Origin of the sequence: Streptomyces sp. NBC_01445 (assembly GCF_035918235.1) — a bacterium.
In the GTDB taxonomy this organism is placed as follows: Bacteria; Actinomycetota; Actinomycetes; order Streptomycetales; family Streptomycetaceae; genus Streptomyces.
On the sequence record NZ_CP109485.1, the window covers coordinates 3,434,770 to 3,454,701 of the forward strand.

The following is a 19,932-nucleotide window of genomic DNA, read 5'->3' on the forward strand; positions in this document are numbered from 1 at the left end:
GGGCCCCTCGTTGCACACCGGTCACGGTCAGCCCGTGACGACGGTCACCTCTCCGATGCCGAGCGCCCTGACGGGCTCCTCGATCTGCGCGGCGTCACCGACGAGCACCGTCACCAGACGGTCCATCGGGAAGGCGCTCACGACGGCCGCGGTGGCCTCCACGGTGCCCGTCGCGGCGAGCCGCCGGTACACCTCCGCCTGGAAGTCGTCCGGCAGGTGCTGCTCGACCTGGTCGGCGAGCGTCCCCGCGACGGCCGCGGCGGTCTCGAACTTGAGCGGGGCGACGCCCACCAAATTCTGTACAGCCACGTCCCGTTCGGCGTCGGTGAGGCCCTCCGCCGCGAGCGTGCGCAGCACCTTCCAGAGGTCGTCGAGCGCCGGACCCGTGTTCGGCGTGTCCACGGAGCCGCTGATGGCGAGCATCGCGACGCCCGTCCCGTCCGGCGCCGAGCGCAGCACCTGGCCGAACGCCCGCACGCCGTAGGTGTATCCCTTCTCCTCGCGCAGGACACGGTCCAGGCGGGAGGTGAGGGTGCCGCCCAGGCAGTACGTGCCGAGCACCTGCGCCGGCCACACCCGGTCGTGCTTGTCGGCGCCGACGCGGCCGATCAGGATCTGCGTCTGCACCGCGCCCGGCCGGTCGACGATGACGACACGGCCGGTGTCGTCGGCCGTCACGGGCGGTACGGGGCGCGGCTCGGCCGTGTTCCCCGTCCAGGCGCCCAGTGTGTCCGCGAGCAACGCGTCGAGGTCGAGGCCCGCGAGGTCGCCCACGACGACCGCGGTGGCCGTGGCGGGGCGCACGTGCCGGTCGTAGAAGGCACGTACGGCCTCCGCGTCGACGGCCGCGACGGTCTCCTCGGTGCCCTGGCGCGGGCGGGACATGCGCGCGGTGGCCGGGAAGAGCTGCTTCGAGAGCTCCTTGGCGGCGCGGCGGCCCGGGTTCGCCGTCTCGTGCGGGATCTCGTCGAGGCGGTTGCGCACGAGGCGTTCGATCTCGCTGTCCGCGAACGCGGGCGCCCTGAGGGCGTCGGCGAGCAGGCCGAGCGCCTTCGGCAGGCGGGAGACGGGCACCTCCAGGGAGACCCGTACGCCGGGGTGGTCGGCGTGCGCGTCGAACGTCGCGCCGCAGCGCTCCAGCTCGGCGGCGAACTCCTCGGCGGCGAGCTTGTCGGTGCCTTCGGAGAAGGCCCTCGCCATGATGGTGGCGACGCCGTCGAGCCCGGCGGGCTCGGCCTCCAGGGGCGCTTCGAGGTTGATCTCGACCGCGACGACCTGCTGGCCCGGGCGGTGGCAGCGCAGCACCGTCAGGCCGTTGTCGAGGGTGCCGCGCTCGGGCGCGGGGAAGGCCCACGGCCTGGCCGTGCCGGCCTGGGGCTGCGGGTGGAAGTCCATGGTCGCGAGCTCGGTCACTTGCCGGCCTCCTTGTCTGCGGTCTCGATGGCGTCTGCGGTCTCGCCGACGGTCTCGTCCGCGGCCTCGTCCGTGCTGGACGCTTCGGCGGTCGCGTCGGCCTCTTCGGGGGCCGTGGGCTCGTAGACGAGCACCGCGCGGTTGTCGGGACGCAGGTGGGCCTTGGCCACCTCCTGGACCTCCTCGGCGGTGACGTCGAGGACGCGCTGGACGGCGGTCAGGGCGAGCTGCGGGTCGCCGAACAGGACGGCGAACCTGCACAGTTCGTCGGCGCGGCCCGAGACCGTGCCGAGCCGGTCGAGCCACTCGCGCTCCAACTGGGCCTGGGCGCGCTCCATTTCCTCCGGGGTGGGCCCGTCGGCTGCGAACCGCGCGAGCTCCTCGTCGACGGCCTCCTCGATGACCGGGACCTCGACGTCGGCGGACGTCTTCACGTCCAGCCAGCCCACGGAGGGCGCGCCCGCGAGCCGCAGGAGACCGAACCCGGCGGCGACGGCGGTCTGGTCGCGCCGTACGAGACGGTTGTAGATCCGGGACGACTCGCCGCCGCCGAGGACCGTCAGGGCCAGGTCGGCCGCGTCGCACGCGCGCGTACCGTCCTGCGGCAGCCGGTAGGCGGCCATCAGCGCGCGGGCCGGGACCTCCTCCTCGATGACCTCGCGCACGCCCTCACCGATCAGGTCGGGCAGGGCGCCGTCGCGCGGGGGCTGCTTGCCGTCGTGGCGCGGGATGGAGCCGAAGTACTTCTCGACCCAGACCAGCGTCTGCTCGGGGTCGATGTCTCCGACGACCGAAAGCACGACGTTGTTCGGCGCGTAGTACGTACGGAAGAAGTTCCGCGCGTCCTCCAGGGTGGCCGCGTCCAGGTCGGCCATGGAGCCGATGGGCGTGTGGTGGTACGGGTGGCCCTCCGGGTAGACGAGGGCGGTCAACTTCTCGAACGCGGTCCCGTACGGAACGTTGTCGTAGCGCTGACGGCGCTCGTTCTTGACGACGTCGCGCTGGTTCTCCATCGACTCCTCGTCGAGCGCGGCGAGGAGGGAGCCCATCCGGTCGGCCTCCAGCCAGAGCGCGAGCTCCAGCTGGTGGGTCGGCATGGTCTCGAAGTAGTTGGTGCGCTCGAAACTCGTCGTCCCGTTCAGCGAGCCGCCGGCGCCCTGCACCAGCTCGAAGTGCCCGTTCCCGTGGACCTGCTTCGAGCCCTGGAACATCAGGTGCTCGAAGAGATGAGCCAGGCCCGTGCGGCCCTTGACCTCGTGGCGCGAGCCGACGTCGTACCAGAGGCAGACGGCTGCGACCGGGGTCAGGTGGTCCTCGGAGAGCACCACGCGCAGGCCGTTGGCGAGGCGGTGCTCGGTCGCTGTCAGGCCGCCGGAGCCGGCCTCGGCGGTGGCCGTGTGACCCATGGGCATGTACGTCCCTTCGATCGCTGAACTATCGCGGAAACTGCAGATGTGCTGCCAGTTCTGCCACTGTATGCAAGCGTTCTGACGCCTGGCGAAGTTCCCGCACTGGGTACGCCGAGAGCGAGCACCGAACGCCCTACGGACGGGTCGCGGTCGGCGTTGTCAGTGGGGCGGTCCACAATGGTGCGCGTCAGATTCTCGTACATGCCCCGGCAGCATCTGTGAAGGAGCCGCAGCAGCGATGGCCCGCCGCAGCACGAAGACCCCGCCTCCCGACGACTTCGAGGAGCGGATCCTCGACATTGACGTTGTCGACGAAATGCAGGGCTCCTTCCTCGAGTACGCGTACTCGGTGATCTACTCCCGGGCCCTGCCGGACGCCCGTGACGGCATGAAGCCCGTGCACCGGCGCATCGTTTACCAGATGAACGAGATGGGCCTGCGCCCCGACCGCGGCTACGTGAAGTGCGCCCGCGTCGTCGGCGAGGTCATGGGTAAGTTGCACCCGCACGGAGACGCGTCGATCTACGACGCCCTGGTGCGGCTCGCCCAGCCGTTCTCGATGCGCCTCCCCCTGGTCGACGGCCACGGGAACTTCGGCTCCCTGGGGAACGACGACCCGCCGGCCGCCATGCGGTACACCGAATGCCGGATGGCCCCGGCGACGTCGCTGATGACGGAGTCGATCGACGAGAACACGGTCGACTTCGGGCCGAACTACGACGGCCAGGAGCGGGAGCCCGCCGTCCTGCCGGCCGCCTACCCGAACCTCCTGGTCAACGGCGCGTCCGGCATCGCCGTCGGTATGGCGACGAACATGCCGCCGCACAATCTCGGCGAGGTCATCGCCGCCGCGCGCCACCTGATCAGGCACCCGGGCGCCGACCTCGAGACGCTCATGAAGTTCGTCCCGGGCCCCGACCTGCCGACGGGCGGCCGGATCGTCGGCCTGTCCGGCATCAAGGACGCCTACGAGTCGGGCCGCGGCACCTTCAAGATCCGCGCCACGGTCTCCGTGGAGGACGTGACGGCGCGCCGCAAGGGCCTCGTCGTCACCGAACTGCCCTTCGCGGTGGGCCCCGAGAAGGTCATCGCGAAGATCAAGGACCTGGTCGGCTCGAAGAAGCTCCAGGGCATCGCGGACGTCAAGGACCTCACCGACCGCCAGCACGGCCTGCGGCTGGTCATCGAGATCAAGAACGGCTTCGTGCCGGAGGCCGTCCTCGAGCAGCTCTACAAGCTGACGCCGATGGAGGAGTCCTTCGGTATCAACAATGTGGCGCTGGTCGACGGCCAGCCCCTGACCCTCGGCCTCAAGGAGCTCCTGGAGGTCTATCTCGACCACCGCTTCGAGGTCGTGCGCCGCCGCAGCGAGTTCCGCCGTACGAAGAAGCGGGACCGGCTGCACCTGGTCGAAGGCCTCCTCGTCGCGCTGGTGGACATCGACGAGGTCATCCGCCTCATCCGCTCCAGCGACAACTCCGCACAGGCGAAGGAGCGCCTGATGGAGCGCTTCTCGCTGAGCGAGATCCAGACGCAGTACATCCTGGACACGCCGCTGCGCCGCCTCACCAGGTTCGACCGCATCGAGCTGGAGACGGAGCGCGACCGGCTCAACGGCGAGATCGACGAGCTGACCGGGATCCTCGACTCCGACGCCGAGCTTCGCAAGCTCGTCTCGGCCGAACTGGCGGCGGTGGCAAAGAAGTTCGGCACCGAGCGCCGCACCGTCCTCCTGGAGTCGGCGGGCACGGCGGTCGCCGCTGTGCCCCTCCAGGTCGCCGACGACCCGTGCCGCGTACTCCTGTCGTCCACGGGCCTCCTCGCGCGCACGGCGAACGCCGAACCGTTCGGGGACGACGAGGACGCCAGGCGCACCAAGCACGACGTGATCGTCTCCGCGGTGCCGGCGACGGCACGCGGCGAGATCGGGGCGATCACGTCCACGGGGCGCCTGCTGCGGCTCAACGTCATCGACCTGCCGCAGCTCCCGGAGACGGCCTCGGCACCGAACCTCTCCGGAGGCGCTCCCGTCACGGAGTTCCTGTCGTCGCTGGAGGCGGACGAGAAGGTGGTCTGTCTGACCACCCTCGACGAGTCGTCCCCCGGCTTGGCGATCGGTACCGAGCAGGGCGTGGTCAAGCGCGTCGTGCCCGACTACCCGGCTAACAAGGACGAGTTGGAGGTCATCGGCCTGAAGGACGGTGACCGCATCGTCGGCGCCGTTGAGCTGCGCACCGGCGAGGAGGACCTCGTCTTCATCACGGACGACGCACAGCTGCTCCGCTACCAGGCGTCGCAGGTACGTCCGCAGGGCCGGGCCGCGGGCGGCATGGCGGGCATCAAGCTGACCGACGGCGCCAAGGTGATCTCGTTCACCGCCGTCGATCCGGCTGTCGACGCGATCGTCTTCACGGTGGCCGGGTCGCGCGGCACGCTCGACGACTCCGTCCAGACGACCGCGAAGCTCACCCCGTTCGACCAGTACCCGCGCAAGGGGCGCGCCACGGGCGGCGTGCGCTGTCAGCGCTTCCTGAAGGGCGAGGACTGCCTGAGCCTGGGCTGGGCGGGCCCGACACCGGCCCGCGCGGCGCAGAAGAACGGTACCCCGGCCGAGCTGCCCGAGGTCGACCCGCGCCGCGACGGCTCGGGCGTCTCCCTCGCGAAGACGGTCTCGGTGGTGGCGGGACCGGTCTAGCCCGCGTCGCTTTCCGCGTCGCTCGGCTCCTGTACGTATCTCAGGACGCCCCACATGCTGTGCTCGTCGGCATAGGTGTGCGGGGCGTCCTGGGCGCAGGCGGTCAGTTCCTTGCTCAGCCGCGGGGCGTCGATCCCGGCGCCGATGAGGACGAGCCGGCTGAGGCGCGGCTCCCCTGGAGTCCAGGGCTCCGGCGAGAACCGCAGGAACCGCCCGACGGCGTGCACGGTGTACTTGTTGCGCGCGTCGGCCGCACCGAAGTCGACGTACCCCTTGATGCGGTAGAGACCTTCGGGCCTGCTGTCGAGGAACGTCATCAACCGGCGTGGATCGAGCGGCACTTCGGACTCGACGGAGACGCTGTCGTAGGCGGAGTGCAGATGTCCGTCGTGCACGTCGTGCTCGCCGTGCCCGTCTCGGCCTCCGCCTGCGCTGTCGCTGTCGCTGTCGCTGTCGCTGTCGGGACCGTCTTCGTGATGTCGGTGCAGGTCGTCGAACGACAGCTGTCCGATCCGCTCCCCCGTCGGCCGGCAGTCGAAGAGGAACTCGGGGTCCACGCGCGCGTACGTCGCGGGAACGACTGCCGCGCCTCCGGCCAGCCCGCGCACGCGCTCCAGGACGCGCCGGTGCTCTGTCTCCGGGATCCGGTCGGCCTTGTTGGCCACCACGAGGTCGGCGATGGCCAGATGCCGGTCGAGCTCGGGGTGGCGTTCCCGTGTCGCGTCGAACTCGACGGCGTCGACGACCTCGACCAGACCGCCGTACACGATCCGCGGATTCTCGCTGGCGAGCACCATGCGCACGAGCTCCTGCGGCTCGGCGAGCCCGCTCGCCTCGATCACGATCACATCGATGCCATCGATGCCGTTGCGGGCCGACGGCCGGGTGAGCCGGTCCAGGTACTCGTCGAGCTCGCTCGCGTCGACGGCGCAGCACAGGCACCCGTTGCCGAGGGAGACGGTGGAGTCGCCGAGTTGCCCGGCGACGGCCATGGCGTCGATCTCGATGGAGCCGAAGTCATTGACGATCGCGCCGATCCGCGTGCCGCCGCCGTGGTGCAGCAGATGGTTCAGCAGGGTGGTCTTGCCGGAGCCCAGGAACCCGGCAAGCACGACGACCGGGATCTGCTGCGGAAGCTCCCGCCTCGACTGACTCAACGCGCGACCTCTCTCATACCGACGCGCACGCCGGTCTCATACCGACGCGCATACCGGCGTTCTTACGACGAATGAATGCCGCCCCAGGATACGAGCGCGTAGAAACACCGCGAAGTGAACGATTGTTAGCGTCGCGGGCTGGGCACACGACAGGCATGGCGCCCGGACGAGCGACCCCTGCTTCCCTCCGTGTGCCTCCTCTCCGCCTCCCCGCCGACCAGCGCCGCTCGGCACCCTGGGGGGCGGCAAGCGCGCCGCCCACCGCTCGCCGGTCCTTTCCCGTCGCCCCGCACCCGACGACCGGCGGACGGTCGCCTGAACCGGGGGTTGACATGGCCACACAGAGTAATGGGATATGGGCGTTGAGTGCCGCCGCGCTGGCGGGGTTCGCTCTCGGCGGGGCCACGTCGGCCTTCGCGAAGCAGCAGCGGCGCCGCGAGGAGGCGCGCCTGCGTACCGAGCAGCTGGAGCGGGACGAGGTGGCCGAGCGCCGCCGCGCACGTGCCCATCAGCAACGCATGCACTGGGCACTACTGGTCAAGGCCATCGACGACCCGTCCCTCGCGGTCGTGATCAACACGTACGGCGCGGATGTTCCGCTCGAGAAGTTGCGCCAGTACTTCTATGCGAATGCCTGGTACGTCAACCTCTTCCACCTGGAGCAGTCAGGCCTCGTCGACCAGGAGCAGGTGTACGGCCACCTCCGCGACTTCTTCCAGAGCCCGGTCTTTCGCGAGTACTGGGAAGCCACCCGCAACCACCGAATCGCCCTCAAGCACTCGTCCGACGAAGCCCGGCTCGGACGCCTGGCAGACAGGCTCTACGAAGAGTTGGAAGAGGCGGACACGGACGAGTGGTGGGTCGTCGGGGAACCTCCGACATTCTGAGCCCCAGCTGGCTGTCAACGAGCCCCTTCACCCACACCGGTGATCTCGCACGCCCATCTGCCCCAAAATTCCTCAACTTCCGTTCGCATGCGCCCCACAGGCCGCAGGTGGCGCACTAGCCTGACCCGGAACGTGCCAGAGCTATGCCTTCCCTAAGGACCGGTACCCCTTGAAGATCGTGCGCCGCATCGGTGTGCCTCCGCGCGAACGTGGCAGTGCGTCAGGGGCGACCTGCCCTGACCTGTTCGAGCTGAGCGACGGGAACTTCGCCGTCATCGGGACAGAGGCCACCGCGGAGCTCGACAAGGAGCTTCCGCCTGATGCGGCGCGCGCCGACTACGAGCGCATCGTGATCGTCAGCCGCGAAACGCTCGTGCGCGCGAAGGCCGATATCCCGGACGCCTAGCCCGCCGCTTCCCGGAGCCCGGCCCCCACGAAGGGCCGGGCTCCGGCGCGTTCAGGACACGACTGGCACCGGCACCGGAGCCGCCGGTCCCACATACCGCGCCGCCGGGCGGATGATCTTTGAGTCCCGTGCCTGCTCAAGGATGTTGGCGCTCCACCCCACCACCCGCGCAGCGGCGAACGTGGGGGTGAACATCGTGCGCGGCAACCCGCACAGCTCCATGACCACGCCCGCGTAGAACTCCACGTTCGTGTGAAGTTCCCGCCCCGGCTTCAGCTCCGCGAGGATCGACTCCACATGGCGCTCGACCTCGACGGCGAACTCCACCATCGGCCCGCCGAACCCCTCGGCGATACCCCGCAGCATCCGCGAGCGAGGGTCCTCCGTGCGGTAGACGGGGTGACCGAAGCCCATGATCCGGTCACCCGCGAGGACCCGCTCGCGGATCCACCCGTCGATCCGGTCCGGTGTGCCGATCGCGTCGAGCGTGTCGAGCGCGCGGCTCGGGGCACCGCCGTGCAGCGGCCCGGAGAGCGCCCCCACGGCGCCGACGAGACAGGCTGCGACATCGGCACCGGTCGACGTGATGACCCTCGCCGTGAACGTTGACGCATTGAAGCCGTGATCAATGGTGGAGATCAGGTACTGCTCGATGGCACGGGCGTGAGCGGGCTCCGGCTCCGAACCCGTCAGCATGTAGAGGTAGTTGGCCGCGTACGACAGGTCGTCGCGCGGCTCGACCGGTTCGAGCCCGTCGCCGAGCCGGTGCAGCGCCGTGAGCAGCGTCGGCACGACCGCCGCGGCGGCCAGCGTGTCGTCGCGCCTCCGCCCTTCGTCGATGTCGTACACGGGGCGGAAGCCCTGCGAGGCACCGAAGAGCGAAAGAGCGCTGCGCAGCCCGGCGAGCGGGCCGGAGAGCGCTCCGGCGCGGGCGATCACAGGCAGCGCGGCCCGCACGTCGTCGGGCAGCCTGCGCAGGGTGGCGGTGCGCGTGGCGAAGGCCGCGGAACGCGCGGCGTCAGGCAGCTCGCCGTGGATCATCAGGTGCCATACGTCCTCGAAGCTGCGGGTCTGCGCGAGCTCGACGGCCGAGTACTGGCGGTAGTGGTAAAAGCCCTCACGCCCTCTGACGTCACCCAATTCGGTGTCGGTGACGACGACGCCCGCGAGTCCCCGCGGTACGTCGACAGGGGCGGCCGTGGTCCCGTTGATCGGCATGTTTCCTCCCTGGACTTGATTCGACTGTCCATGCTTGACTTAATGTCTGTCAATATTGATTGAATCAATGCAAGCGATGCGGATATACGGTGGCGCGTATGACGGATCACGAACCCGCACCCGCGCGGGAAGCCCGGCGGCTCAGCACCAAGGAGACGGCCGAACTGCTGGGCGTGAAGCCCGAGACCGTGTACGCGTACGTGAGCCGCGGTCAGCTCAGCAGCCGCCGGGCGGCGCCGGGCTCGCGCGGCAGCACGTTCGACGCGGCCGAGGTGGAGGCGCTCGCGCAGCGCAACAGGCGGGAACCCACGGCCGGTTCGGCCCCTAGCGAGCTCTCGGTGCGCACCCGCATCACGTTGATCGACGAGGACCGCTACTACTTCCGCGGGGTCGACGCGACCGAGCTCGCGGCGCATCACAGCTACGAAGAGGTCGCCGAGTGGCTGTGGACGGGGGTGCTGCGGCCGGGGGTCCGGTTCACCGCTCCCCGGCAGTCGCTCGCAGCGGCCCGGCGCGCTGTGGGGGCCCTGCCGGAACACAGCAGTCCCGTCGACCGTCTGCGGGTCGCCGCGGTGGCCGCCGCCGTCGCCGATCCGCTGCGCTTCGACCTCTCCGAAGAGGCCGTACTCGGCACGGCCCGCACCCTCATCCCGACACTGGTGACCGCCCTGCCGCCCGTACGGCACACGCACCGCGACGGCGGGCCGCTCGCACAGCGCCTGTGGGGTCGCCTCTCCGGACGCGAACCCGACGATCCGTCACTGCATGCACTGGACACGGCGCTTGGGCTCCTTGTCGACCACGACCTCGCCGCGTCGACGCTCGCCGTCCGGGTCGCCGCGTCGGCGCGCGCGCACGCGTACGCGGCGGTGTCCGCGGGCCTCGGCGTCCTGGAGGGGCCGCTCCACGGCGCCGCCAGCGGACTCGCGCACCGCATGCTCCTCGAAGTCCTCGACCGCGGCAGCGCGGCCCCCGTGGTGGCGGACGAACTGCGGGCCGGGCGCCGCGTACCGGGTCTCGGCCACCGCCTGTACCGGGGTGAGGACCCGCGCGCTCAGGCCCTGTTCGCCCTCCTCGAAGAGATCCCGCAGGCCCACTCGGCACTCGCCGCAGCCCGTGACATCGTGACGACGACCGCCCGCCACACCGACCTCCACGCCAATGTGGACCTCGCCCTCGCGGTCTTCACCGTCTCGTGCGGCATGCCCGCCGAGGCCGGCGAGACCGTATTCGCGGTGGCCCGGACGGCGGGCTGGATCGCGCACGCCCTGGAGGAGTACGGCGAGCGCCCGCTGCGGATGCGGCCGAGCGGCCAGTACGTGGGACGGCGCCCGCCTCAGCCGTTGCCCGTGCCCGACGCCCCACTGCCGGCCAAGTGAGGTTAGGCTCCCCTACGTGAGTACGTGTACGACCGCCTCGCAGGACCTGAACGAGCCTCTCGCGGGGACCGCCGCCACCGCGAGTACCTGGCTGCTGATCGAGCAGCCGGGCCCCTGGGGTGTGAAGGCGCTGACGTCCAGCCATCTGGACCCGGCGCTCGGCAGGGCCCTGGAGGCGGCCGCGGAGGGGACCGGCGTACGCGTCGCCCTCATCCGGCGCCCGGGCCGGCACGCCGACTTCCATGCCGCCACCCGGCGCCATGTGTATGTGGCCCACACCATTCCGGGGAACACCTGGCTGCGCGGCACCATGACCGAGTCCCCGCAGTCGTTGCTCGCCCTCGACTTCGTAGCCCTCGGAGCGGGTGATCACCGCGGCTTCGGCGCGCCGCACGAGGGCGCGCCGCTCGCCCTCGTCTGCACCAATGGCAAGCGCGACCGCTGCTGCGCCCTCCTGGGCCGGCCTCTGGCCGCCGACCTCGCCGCGTCCGGACAGGACGGCGTCTGGGAGGTCACCCACCTCGGCGGCCACCGCTTCTCCCCCACGCTCCTCGTCCTGCCCTACGGGTACGCGTACGGCCGTGCCGACGCCTGGCACGTCAGGGGCACCCTCGACGCGGTACGGGCCGGCCGGATCGCCACCGACGGGTGCCGCGGGAACTCCGCGTGGGAGCGGCCCGGGCAGGCCGCCGAGCTCGCCGTGCGCACGTCTGCGGGAATCGATGACGCAGGAGTGCTGAGTGTCGTCCACACGAAGGGCGTGGCGCAGGGACCCGTGGCTCCGCTCTGGGAAGTGACCGTCGCCCACACGGACGGCCGCCGCTGGCACGTCACCGTTGCACAGAGCGCTTCGCAGCCGCCCCGCCCCGAAAGCTGCGGTGCCGCACTGGGCACTCCGGCGCGCATGGACGTACTCGCGGTGGACGAGGCCGCGCCCGTCGTCACAGGCCCCCTCAGCGCGAGCGGCTGACCCGGCGGCCCCGCCCCCTCAGCCGCTCGCGGCACCCCACCACCCCGTGCGAGGCGCATCCCAGGTCGCGAGATGCGAGATACCCGCCACATCCGCTACGGAGTAGCCCGCGCGCCCCCTTACCGTTCTTCATATGAGCCCCACTCCCCCCACTCGCCGGCTGCGCTTCGGCCTGCCGCGGCGCGTCTTCGCGCAGGTGCTGCTGATGCAGGTGGCGATCGCCGCCGGGGTGGCCGTGCTCGCGACGGGGCTCTTCCTCGCGCCGCTGAGCGACCAGCTCGACGACCAGGCGATGCGCCGCGCGCTCGCCATCGCGCAGACCACCGCGGCCCAGCCGAGCATCGCCGAGGACCTGCGTCATTCACGTCCCACGGTCGACGGTCCCGTCCAGCGGGAGGCCGAGCGGATCCGCCGGGCCAGTGGCGCCGAGTACGTAGTGATCATGAACAAGGAAGGCGTCCGCTGGTCCCACACGGATCCGGGAGAGGTCGGCAGGATCGTCTCCACGGACCCGAGCGAGGCGCTCGCGGGCCACGAGGTCATGGAGATCGACAGCGGCACCCTGGGCCGCTCCGCGCGCGGAAAGGTTCCCCTGCGGGACGCTCAGGGCGACATCGTCGGGGCCGTCTCCGTGGGCATCGAGTACGACAGCGTCAGGGCGCGGCTCATCCACGCCATTCCGGGTCTGTTCGCGTATGCGGGCGGCGCCCTCGCGGTGGGCGCGCTGGCCGCCTACCTGATCTCGCGCCGGGTTCAGCGGCAGACCCGTGACCTGGCGTTCTCCGATATTTCGGGGCTGCTGTCGGAGCGCGAGGCCATGTTGCACGGCATTCGCGAAGGCGTCGTCGCGCTGGACCGGAGCGGCCGGATCCGGCTGCTCAACGACGAGGCGCACCGGCTCCTGGGCATCGGCGACGAGGTGCTCGGGCAGTCGCTCGACGACGCCCTGGGCCCGGGTCGTACGACCGATGTGCTGGCGGGCCGGGCCACGGGCACGGATCTCGTGACCGTCCGCGGACAGCGCGTCCTGATCGCCAACCGCATGCCCACGGACGACGGCGGCGCCGTCGCCACCCTCCGGGACCGCACCGAGCTGGAGCAGCTGGGCCGCGAACTCGACTCGACGCGCGGCCTGATCGACGCCCTGCGTGCCCAGGACCACGAGCACGCCAACCGCATGCACACGCTGCTCGGCCTGCTCGAACTGGAGATGTTCGACGACGCCGTCGAGTTTGTCGGCGAGGTGGTCGGCGATCACAGGGCGACCGCGGAGCAGGTGACCGAGAAGGTGCACGACCCGCTGCTTGCGGCGCTCCTGGTCGGCAAGGCGACGGTGGCCGCGGAGCGAGGAGTCGCGCTGTGGATCTCCGACAGGACACTCCTCCCCGATCAATTGATCGACCCGCGGGGACTCGTCACGATCGTCGGGAATCTGGTCGACAACGCGGTGGACGCGGTCGCGGGCACCCCCCACGCGCGCGTGGAGGTCGATGTACGGGCGACCGACGACCACACAGTGGAGTTGCGGGTACGCGACACCGGACCCGGCATCCCCGCCGCCCGACGGGAGCTGATCTTCACAGAGGGGTGGTCGACCAAGAAGCTGCCCTCCCACGGGAAGCGCGGCATCGGCCTGCCCCTAGTGCGCCGGCTCGCGGAACGGCAGGGCGGCAGCGTCCACGTCGGCGAACCGGACGGCGGGGGCGCCGAGTTCACCGTCGTCCTGCCCGAGGCGCTCACGGATCCGGGCCTCGCGCAGGAGGCCGGCGAAGCACCCGCGACCACCACGGCCGGCACCGCCGCCGATGCCATGGCCACCCCCACGAAGGAGGACCCGCGATGATCGAAGTGCTGGTCGTGGACGACGACATCCGCGTCGCGCGCGTGAACGCGGCCTACGTGCAGAAGGTGGCGGGCTTCCGCGTGGTGGCCGAGGCGCACAGCTCGGCCGAGGCCCTGCGCGAGGTGGAGGCCCGGCCGCAGATCGACCTGATCCTCATGGACCACTACCTGCCGGACGAGACGGGTCTGGCGACCGTTCAGGAGATCCGGCGCCGCGGCCACCAGACCGACGTGATCATGGTGACGGCGGCGCGAGACGTCTCCACCGTGCAGGCCGCCATGCGACTCGGGGCGCTGCAGTATCTGGTCAAGCCGTTCGCGTTCGCGGGTCTGCGCGCCAAGCTGGAGGCGTACGCGGGGCTGCGCCGCACCCTGGACGGCGGCGGCGAGGCCGAACAGGCGCAGGTCGACCGGATCTTCGGGGCCCTCTCGGCCGACACCGAGCCGGACCTCCCGAAGGGGCACTCCCTCAGCACGGCGGAGCTCGTCCGCAGGGCGCTGGTGGACGCGGAGGGCCCGCTCTCGGCGCAGGAGGTCGCGGACCGTACGGGTCTGAGCCGGCAGACGGCCCAGCGCTACCTGAAGCTCCTGGAACGCACCGGCAGGGCCGGCCTGACCCTCAAGTACGGCGATGCGGGTCGCCCGGAACACCGTTATGTCTGGGCGACCCGCACCTGAGGCACATACTTCGAGTTGACGTGGTCAGCCGGCGGCCTTGTCCACGAACTCGGTGGTGTAGGTCTTGCTCAGGTCGACCTTGGCGTTCTTGATGTTCGGGTTGAACGCCTTGAGCACACTCTCAACAGTCTCGGGGCCGTTCTCGGGCATCACCCCGTCCGTCGTGAACATCGGCAGCGTGGCCTTGATCGCCTCGGCGTACAGCTTCTTGTCGCCCTGTGAGTAGTCGGCCGGCATCTTGGCCGCGATCTCGTCGGCACTGTGCGTGGACATCCACTTGAGCGTCTTCACGAACGCGTTGGCGAGCTTCTGGACCGTCGGCTTGTGGCTGTTGACCCAGTCGGTCTGCATGTAGAGGCTCGACGACGGGTACGGGCCGCCGAGCGCCTCCTGGGAGCCCTCCGGGGTCCGCATGTCGACGAGGACCTTGCCGAGCTTCTTGTCCAGGATCGTGGCGACGGTGGGGTCCGTCGTCATGCCGCCGTCGATGGCGCCCTTCTGGAGCGCGGAGACGAACGTCGGGCCCGCGCCGACGGCCACCGGCGAGAACTGGCTCGGCTGGACGCCGTTCTTGACCGCCAGATATTTCGTGAGGAAGTCCGTCGAGGAGCCGAGGCCCGTGATGCCGAGCTTCTTGCCCTTGAAGTCCTTGGGCGAGGAGATGGCCCCGGACGCCTTGTTGGAGACGATCTCCACCTCTCCGGGGGCGCGTGAGAACTGCACCACGGACTCGACGGCCTTGCCCTTCACCTGTAGGTCGAGGGTGTGGTCGTAGAAGCCGACGGCCCCCTGGACCTGGCCGGAGACGAGCGCCGTCTCGGCCTGGACACCCGCGGGCTCACTCAGAAGTTGGACATTCAAACCCTCGTCCTGGAAGTAGCCGAGCCGGTCCGTGAGCATCGCCGGCATGTAGATGACCTTGTCCAGGCCACCGACCATGATCTTGACGTGCTCTCCCTTGCCGTCCGCCTTCTTGCCGGAGCCGGTGCTCGTACTGGCGGCGTCGTTGGCGCACGCCGTGAGCGAGGAGAGGGCGAGCAGGCCGGTCGCTGCGAGGGCACAGAGCCGCGCGGTGTTACGCATGGTGGTTCACGTCCTTGTGAAGAGACTGAGGAGGGCGGAGAGGGTGGGGAGTGGGGAGAGAGCGGTACGGGGAAGCGCTCGTGACTCGCGCCGAGCGGCGGTGGTCAGCTGTCCGAATCCGCCGGCTTCCAGCGGAAGATGCGGCGCTCGGCAAAGGTGAGCAGCCCCTCGGCCAGCAGGGCCACGACGGCGAGGATGACCATCGCCGCGTACACACCGGCCGCGTTGAACGTGCCCTGCGACTGTGCGACGAGCAGGCCGACGCCCTTGGTCGCGCCGATGTACTCGCCGACGATGGCGCCGATCAGCGCGAAGCCGAAGCTCACATGGAGGCTGGTGAAGATCCATGACGTGGCGGACGGGATGACGACCTGAAGCGTCACGCGGCGGTCGCTGGCGCCGAGGATGCGGGCGTTGGCGACCAGGTTCCGGTCGACCTCACGGGCTCCCTGGAAGGCGTTGAAGAACACCGGGAAGAACACCAGGACCACGGCGGAGGCCACCTTCGAGGCCGGGCCGAGGCCGAACCAGATCACGAAGATCGGGGCGAGCACGATCCTCGGGATCGAGTTGAGGACCTTGATGTACGGGCCGAGGATGTCGGCGAGGAAGGTGATGCGCCCGAGCGCGATTCCGAAGACGACACCGGCGATCACACCGATGATCCAGCCGACGAGCGCTTCGTAGAGCGTGAACCAGACCTGTTCGCCCAGCGAGCCTAGCGCCGTGCCATGGGTGGTCCACGTCCAGATCTGGTCCCAGATCTTCGACGGCATCGAGAAGTTGAACGGGTCGATGATCGCGGCGCGCGAGAGCACCTCCCAGAGGCCGAGCACGGCGACGAGGAGCAGGACCCGGGCGCCGCCGATCAGTACCTTGCGCCGGCGGGCGGCACGGGCCTTGGTGACGGCGCGTCCCGGCTTGGCGGTTTCGGTGGCGGGCACGGTGGTGACGGCATCAGGCGACATCGGCGGCACCTCTCTCGCGCGTGATGCGGACCTCTTCGCCCAGGGACTCCCAGATCTCGCGGTAGATCTCGATGAACTCGGGCAGCAGGCGCACCGATTCGACCTTCCGGGGGCGCGGCAGGGCGATGTCGAAGACCTGCTTCACGGTGGCCGGTCCCGCGGTCATGACGACGACCTTGTCGGCCAGCGCGATGGACTCCTCCAGGTCGTGGGTGACGAAGACGACCGAGGCGCCCGTCCCCTCCCACAGCTCCAGGAGCTCGTCCGACATCAGGGCCCTGGTCTGCACGTCGAGCGCCGAGAACGGCTCGTCCATGAGCAGGATCTCGGGGTCGTTGACGAACGTGGCGGCGAGGGCGACCCGCTTGCGCTGGCCTCCGGAGAGCTGGTGCGGGTAGCGGTCCTCGAAGGAGGCGAGGCCGACGCGGGCCAGCCACTCACGGGCCTTGGCCTTCGCCTCGGCCTTCGGTACGCCGCGGAAGCGCGGACCGGCCATGACGTTGGACAGCACCGTTCGCCAGGGGAACGTCGCGTCCTGCTGGAACACGAATCCGACCTTGTCGCCGACTCCCTCGACGGGTTCGCCGGCCACCAGGACCTCGCCGTCGGTGGGTTCCTCCAGGCCGCTGACGAGGGTGAGGGTGGTCGACTTGCCGCAGCCCGTGGGGCCGACGACGGCCACGAACTCGCCGCGTCCGACGGTCAGATCGAGCTCCCTGACCGCGGTGTGCAGGCCGCCCGAAGGCGTCCTGAAGGTTTTGCTCGCGCCCCGCAGTTCGATGGCGGGGCCGGTGTCTGTGCTCATGGCCGGAAGGTAGATGTGACCTGGGACACCGCATCAGTCTTCTGGGCGCAAGGCGGACTTCTGCTTGCAAGAGACTGTTGTGCTCGTTTTGCTCGCGCTACAACAGCTGAGCCGAAACACGGGCTTAACAGCTCGCCTGGGCTTGAGGGAGAGAGGCCCGATGATTGACGTCCTGGTCGTGGACGACGACTTCCGTGTCGCCGAGATCAACGCGAAGTACGTGGGAAAGGTTCCCGGCTTCCGGGTGGTCGCCCGCGCCCACAACGCCGCGCAGGCACTGGCCGCCGTGGAGCGCCAGCGCATCGACCTCGTGCTGCTCGACCACTACTTGCCCGACATGACGGGCCTCGAACTCGCCCACCGGATGCGGGAGAACGGCCACAACACCGACGTCATCATGATCACCGCGGCGAGCGACGTCCTGACGGTGCAGGCGGCGATGCGCCAGGGAGCCCTGCACTACCTGGTGAAGCCGTTCACGTTCGCCGCGCTGCGTTCGCGGCTCGACTCGTACGCGGCGCTGCGCCGCACCGTGGACCGGGTCAGCGGCCGCGGCGCGGCGGGCCAGGAGCAGGTCGACCGGATTTTCGGTGCGCTACGGGCGCTGCCCATGCCCGCGTCGCCCGGCCTGCCGAGCGGTCAGTCGGAGCCGACCACGGATCTGATCTGCGATGTGCTGCACCGCGCCGACCATCCGCTGTCCGCCCACGAGGTGGCGGCGGAGACCGGCCTGAGCCGCTCCACGGCGCAGCGGTATCTGCGCCACATGGAACAGTCGGGCCGGCTTCACCTCTCGCTCAAGTACGGGGACACCGGGCGTCCTGAGCATCGCTATGTGTGGGTGGCGCCCTGAGGCGGCCGGCGATGGCCTGACCTGAGCACTCTGGGGCAGCCGCGCGGGGGCGGCCACACCTGTGGGGCGCGGTCCTCAGACGGCTCCCGCCCCGGTCAGCGCACGCACCTCCGTCTCCGCGTGCTTGGCCTCGTCCGGTGGCTCATGTGAGGTGACCGTGCCGAGCCAGCCCGCCAGGAAACCGAGGGGAATGGAGACGAGGCCGGGGTTCTCCAGCGGGAAGTACTGGAAGTCCACACCGGGGAACAGCGAGGTCTCGCTGCCGGACACGACCGGTGACAGGACCACCAGGACGAGGGCGGGCACGAGCCCTCCGTAGACGGACCACACGGCGCCGCGCGTGGTGAAGTTCCGCCAGAACAGGGAGTAGAGCAGCACGGGAAGGTTCGCGGAGGCGGCCACGGCGAAGGCGAGGCCCACGAGGAACGCCACATTGAGGTCGCGGGCGAGCAGTCCCAGGGCGATCGCGACCACGCCGATGCCGGCGGCGGCGACGCGGGCCACGGCGACCTCGCTGCGCGGCTTGGCGTGGGGGCGGCGCAGGGACGCGTACAGATCGTGGGCCACGGAGGCCGAGGAGGCGAGCGTGATCCCGGCGACGACGGCGAGGATCGTCGCGAAGGCGACGGCCGCGACGACGGCGAACAGAACCGTTCCACCTGTGGAGTCCGGGCCGCCGCCCAGGTCGAGCGCGAGCAGCGGAACCGCCGTGTTCCCCGCCGCGTTCGAACCCCGCACGGCGTCGGATCCCACGATCGCCGCCGCACCGAAGCCGAGCACGATGGTCATCAGGTAGAAGCTGCCGATGAGTCCGATGGACCAGATGACCGAGCGGCGCGCGGCCCGTGCCGTCGGAACGGTGTAGAAGCGCGACAGGATGTGCGGCAGTCCGGCCGTGCCGAGCACGAGCGCAAGGCCCAGGCTGATGAAGTCGAGCCTCGCGGTCCAGTCGCCGCCGTACTTCAGTCCGGGCGCGAGGAACGCGGCTCCGTGCCCGCTGCGCTGCGCCGCCGTACGCAGCAGCTGGTCGAAGTCCCCGTGGAAACGGACCAGGACGAGCACGGTCAGGACGATCGCCCCGCCCATGAGCAGGACCGCCTTGACGATCTGGATCCAGGTGGTGGCCCGCATCCCTCCCAGCGACACATAGATGACCATGAGCCCGCCGACGCCGACGACGGTCCACGCCTGTACGGCTCCGCCGGTGCTGCCGAGCAGCAGCGCGACCAGGCTGCCCGCACCCACCATCTGCGCCACCAGATAGAGAACGGACACCGTCACCGAAGAAGTTCCCGCCGCGATCCGCACGGGACGCTCTCGCATCCGGGCGGCGATGACGTCGGCGAGGGTGAACCGCCCGCAGTTGCGCACGAGTTCGGCAACCAGCAGCAGCACGACGAGCCAGGCCACGAGGAACCCGACCGAGTAGAGCAGGCCGTCGTAGCCGAAGAGCGCGATCAGGCCAGAGATCCCGAGGAAGGAGGCGGCCGACATGTAGTCGCCCGCGATGGCGAAACCGTTCTCCATGGGCGAGAACAGCCGGCCGCCCGCGTAGAACTCCTCCGCCGATCCGTGCCTGTTGCGGCTCACCCATGTGGTGATCGCCAGCGTGACGGCGACGAACACGCTGAACAGCAGCAGCGCCAGCGTCTGATGGTTCCCGGTCACCGCTGGCCACCCTCGATCACTCGGGTCATCTCCTGGGTGTCCCAGCGCAGTTCGAGCGCCGCGCGGTCCCTTCGCAACCGCGCGTGGCGCGAGTACAGCCACGTCAGAAGGAAGGTGCTGAGGAACTGCCCGAGGCCCGCCAGCATCGCCACATTCACCGCTCCCGCGACGGGCCTGCCCATCAGACCGGGGGCCGTCGTCGCCGCCAGGATGTACGCGAGGTACCAGGCGAAGAAGGTCGCGGCGGCCGGAATGACGAACCTCCGGTAGCGGCTGCGTACTTCCTGGAAGGCCGCGCTGCGCTGCACCTCCAGATAGATCGCCGCCGCGCTCCGCTCCGGGGGGGCGGCCTGCGGAGGTACGGCCGGGGCCGGTGCCCCCGTGCCGTCCAACTCGCCCCACCCGGAGGCCAGCGCGTCGTACCAGGGATCGCCGAGAACACCGCGATCACCGGGCCGGGTCTGCGCCGCCTCGCGCCCGTCGTGCTTCTCCACCGAACTC

17 protein-coding genes are annotated in these 19,932 nt (G+C 70.2%); 8 read left to right on the plus strand and 9 right to left on the minus strand.

Features of this window, described 5'->3' with window-relative positions; genetic code table 11:
- Positions 1-27 precede the first annotated feature (27 nt).
- Positions 28-1,413, minus strand: coding sequence for a M16 family metallopeptidase (locus tag OG574_RS15650; protein ID WP_326773750.1), 1,386 nt, complete (start codon positions 1,411-1,413; stop codon positions 28-30).
- Positions 1,410-2,819 (minus strand): M16 family metallopeptidase, encoded by a 1,410-nt coding sequence (locus OG574_RS15655; RefSeq protein ID WP_326778502.1) that lies wholly within the window; start codon positions 2,817-2,819, stop codon positions 1,410-1,412. The genes OG574_RS15650 and OG574_RS15655 overlap by 4 nt, the downstream gene beginning before the upstream one ends.
- Positions 2,820-3,060: 241 nt before the next feature.
- Between OG574_RS15655 and OG574_RS15660 the strand changes: the two genes are divergently transcribed.
- Positions 3,061-5,517, plus strand: a complete 2,457-nt coding sequence (locus OG574_RS15660) for a DNA gyrase/topoisomerase IV subunit A (protein ID WP_326773751.1) — start codon at positions 3,061-3,063, stop codon at positions 5,515-5,517.
- Here the strand turns inward: OG574_RS15660 and OG574_RS15665 are convergent.
- A complete protein-coding gene (locus OG574_RS15665; RefSeq protein WP_326773752.1) occupies positions 5,514-6,674 on the minus strand; it encodes a CobW family GTP-binding protein in 1,161 nt (386 codons plus the stop codon). The two genes, OG574_RS15660 and OG574_RS15665, sit on opposite strands and share 4 nt — an antisense overlap.
- Positions 6,675-7,006: 332 nt before the next feature.
- Here OG574_RS15665 and OG574_RS15670 point away from each other — a divergent pair, with 332 nt between their 5' ends.
- Together OG574_RS15670 and OG574_RS15675 are read left to right on the plus strand one after the other, a co-directional pair.
- Positions 7,007-7,561 (plus strand): DUF6082 family protein, encoded by a 555-nt coding sequence (locus OG574_RS15670; protein WP_326773753.1) that lies wholly within the window; start codon positions 7,007-7,009, stop codon positions 7,559-7,561.
- A 169-nt stretch (positions 7,562-7,730) separates the two neighbouring features.
- Positions 7,731-7,967 carry a hypothetical protein gene (locus tag OG574_RS15675; RefSeq protein ID WP_100591144.1) on the plus strand — a complete coding sequence of 79 codons (237 nt, stop codon included), beginning with the start codon at positions 7,731-7,733 and terminating at the stop codon, positions 7,965-7,967.
- A gap of 51 nt (positions 7,968-8,018) precedes the next feature.
- Here OG574_RS15675 and OG574_RS15680 read toward each other — a convergent pair whose 3' ends face one another.
- Positions 8,019-9,185: a citrate synthase/methylcitrate synthase gene (locus OG574_RS15680; protein WP_326773754.1), complete on the minus strand. Its 1,167-nt coding sequence runs from the start codon at positions 9,183-9,185 to the stop codon at positions 8,019-8,021.
- A gap of 98 nt (positions 9,186-9,283) precedes the next feature.
- Between OG574_RS15680 and OG574_RS15685 the strand changes: the two genes are divergently transcribed.
- From OG574_RS15685 to OG574_RS15700, 4 genes are all read left to right on the plus strand, one after another.
- On the plus strand, positions 9,284-10,564 hold the full coding sequence (locus tag OG574_RS15685; protein ID WP_326773755.1) for a citrate synthase: 1,281 nt from the start codon (positions 9,284-9,286) through the stop codon (positions 10,562-10,564).
- Positions 10,565-10,580: 16 nt separating this feature from the next.
- On the plus strand, positions 10,581-11,534 hold the full coding sequence (locus OG574_RS15690; protein WP_326773756.1) for a sucrase ferredoxin: 954 nt from the start codon (positions 10,581-10,583) through the stop codon (positions 11,532-11,534).
- 133 nt (positions 11,535-11,667) lie between these two features.
- Entirely contained in the window at positions 11,668-13,377 is a 1,710-nt protein-coding gene (locus tag OG574_RS15695) for a sensor histidine kinase (protein WP_326773757.1), read from the plus strand.
- On the plus strand, positions 13,374-14,054 hold the full coding sequence (locus tag OG574_RS15700) for a response regulator (protein ID WP_100591139.1): 681 nt from the start codon (positions 13,374-13,376) through the stop codon (positions 14,052-14,054). Before OG574_RS15695 ends, OG574_RS15700 begins: the two co-directional genes overlap by 4 nt.
- 24 nt (positions 14,055-14,078) lie before the next feature.
- Here OG574_RS15700 and OG574_RS15705 read toward each other — a convergent pair whose 3' ends face one another.
- The 3 genes from OG574_RS15705 to OG574_RS15715 form a co-directional block, all read right to left on the minus strand.
- Positions 14,079-15,137, minus strand: coding sequence for an ABC transporter substrate-binding protein (locus OG574_RS15705; protein WP_326773758.1), 1,059 nt, complete (start codon positions 15,135-15,137; stop codon positions 14,079-14,081).
- A gap of 104 nt (positions 15,138-15,241) precedes the next feature.
- A complete protein-coding gene (locus OG574_RS15710; RefSeq protein ID WP_326773759.1) occupies positions 15,242-16,105 on the minus strand; it encodes an ABC transporter permease in 864 nt (287 codons plus the stop codon).
- Positions 16,095-16,910 (minus strand): ABC transporter ATP-binding protein, encoded by an 816-nt coding sequence (locus tag OG574_RS15715; protein WP_100591136.1) that lies wholly within the window; start codon positions 16,908-16,910, stop codon positions 16,095-16,097. The genes OG574_RS15710 and OG574_RS15715 overlap by 11 nt, the downstream gene beginning before the upstream one ends.
- Before the next feature lie 160 nt (positions 16,911-17,070).
- Here OG574_RS15715 and OG574_RS15720 point away from each other — a divergent pair, with 160 nt between their 5' ends.
- The gene (locus OG574_RS15720) at positions 17,071-17,763 is read left to right on the plus strand and encodes a response regulator (RefSeq protein ID WP_326773760.1); all 693 of its coding nucleotides are present in this window, start codon (positions 17,071-17,073) and stop codon (positions 17,761-17,763) included.
- A gap of 75 nt (positions 17,764-17,838) precedes the next feature.
- On the opposite strand, the gene OG574_RS15725 is transcribed toward OG574_RS15720, so the two are convergent.
- A complete protein-coding gene (locus tag OG574_RS15725; RefSeq protein ID WP_326773761.1) occupies positions 17,839-19,431 on the minus strand; it encodes a solute symporter family protein in 1,593 nt (530 codons plus the stop codon).
- Positions 19,428-19,925 carry a DUF485 domain-containing protein gene (locus OG574_RS15730; RefSeq protein WP_326773762.1) on the minus strand — a complete coding sequence of 166 codons (498 nt, stop codon included), beginning with the start codon at positions 19,923-19,925 and terminating at the stop codon, positions 19,428-19,430. The genes OG574_RS15725 and OG574_RS15730 overlap by 4 nt, the downstream gene beginning before the upstream one ends.
- Between the last annotated feature and the right edge of the window lie 7 nt (positions 19,926-19,932).

Excerpts from the sequence above, each read along its gene's own strand:
- OG574_RS15655 (WP_326778502.1), bottom strand. The coding sequence starts at position 2,819 with ATGGGTCACACGGCCACCGCCGAGGCCGGCTCCGGCGGCCTGACAGCG.
- OG574_RS15660 (WP_326773751.1), top strand. The coding sequence starts at position 3,061 with ATGGCCCGCCGCAGCACGAAGACCCCGCCTCCCGACGACTTCGAGGAG.
- OG574_RS15670 (WP_326773753.1), top strand. The coding sequence starts at position 7,007 with ATGGCCACACAGAGTAATGGGATATGGGCGTTGAGTGCCGCCGCGCTG.
- OG574_RS15680 (WP_326773754.1), bottom strand. The coding sequence starts at position 9,185 with ATGCCGATCAACGGGACCACGGCCGCCCCTGTCGACGTACCGCGGGGA.
- OG574_RS15685 (WP_326773755.1), top strand. The coding sequence starts at position 9,284 with ATGACGGATCACGAACCCGCACCCGCGCGGGAAGCCCGGCGGCTCAGC.
- OG574_RS15695 (WP_326773757.1), top strand. The coding sequence starts at position 11,668 with ATGAGCCCCACTCCCCCCACTCGCCGGCTGCGCTTCGGCCTGCCGCGG.
- OG574_RS15700 (WP_100591139.1), top strand. The coding sequence starts at position 13,374 with ATGATCGAAGTGCTGGTCGTGGACGACGACATCCGCGTCGCGCGCGTG.
- OG574_RS15705 (WP_326773758.1), bottom strand. The coding sequence starts at position 15,137 with ATGCGTAACACCGCGCGGCTCTGTGCCCTCGCAGCGACCGGCCTGCTC.
- OG574_RS15710 (WP_326773759.1), bottom strand. The coding sequence starts at position 16,105 with ATGTCGCCTGATGCCGTCACCACCGTGCCCGCCACCGAAACCGCCAAG.
- OG574_RS15715 (WP_100591136.1), bottom strand. The coding sequence starts at position 16,910 with ATGAGCACAGACACCGGCCCCGCCATCGAACTGCGGGGCGCGAGCAAA.
- OG574_RS15720 (WP_326773760.1), top strand. The coding sequence starts at position 17,071 with ATGATTGACGTCCTGGTCGTGGACGACGACTTCCGTGTCGCCGAGATC.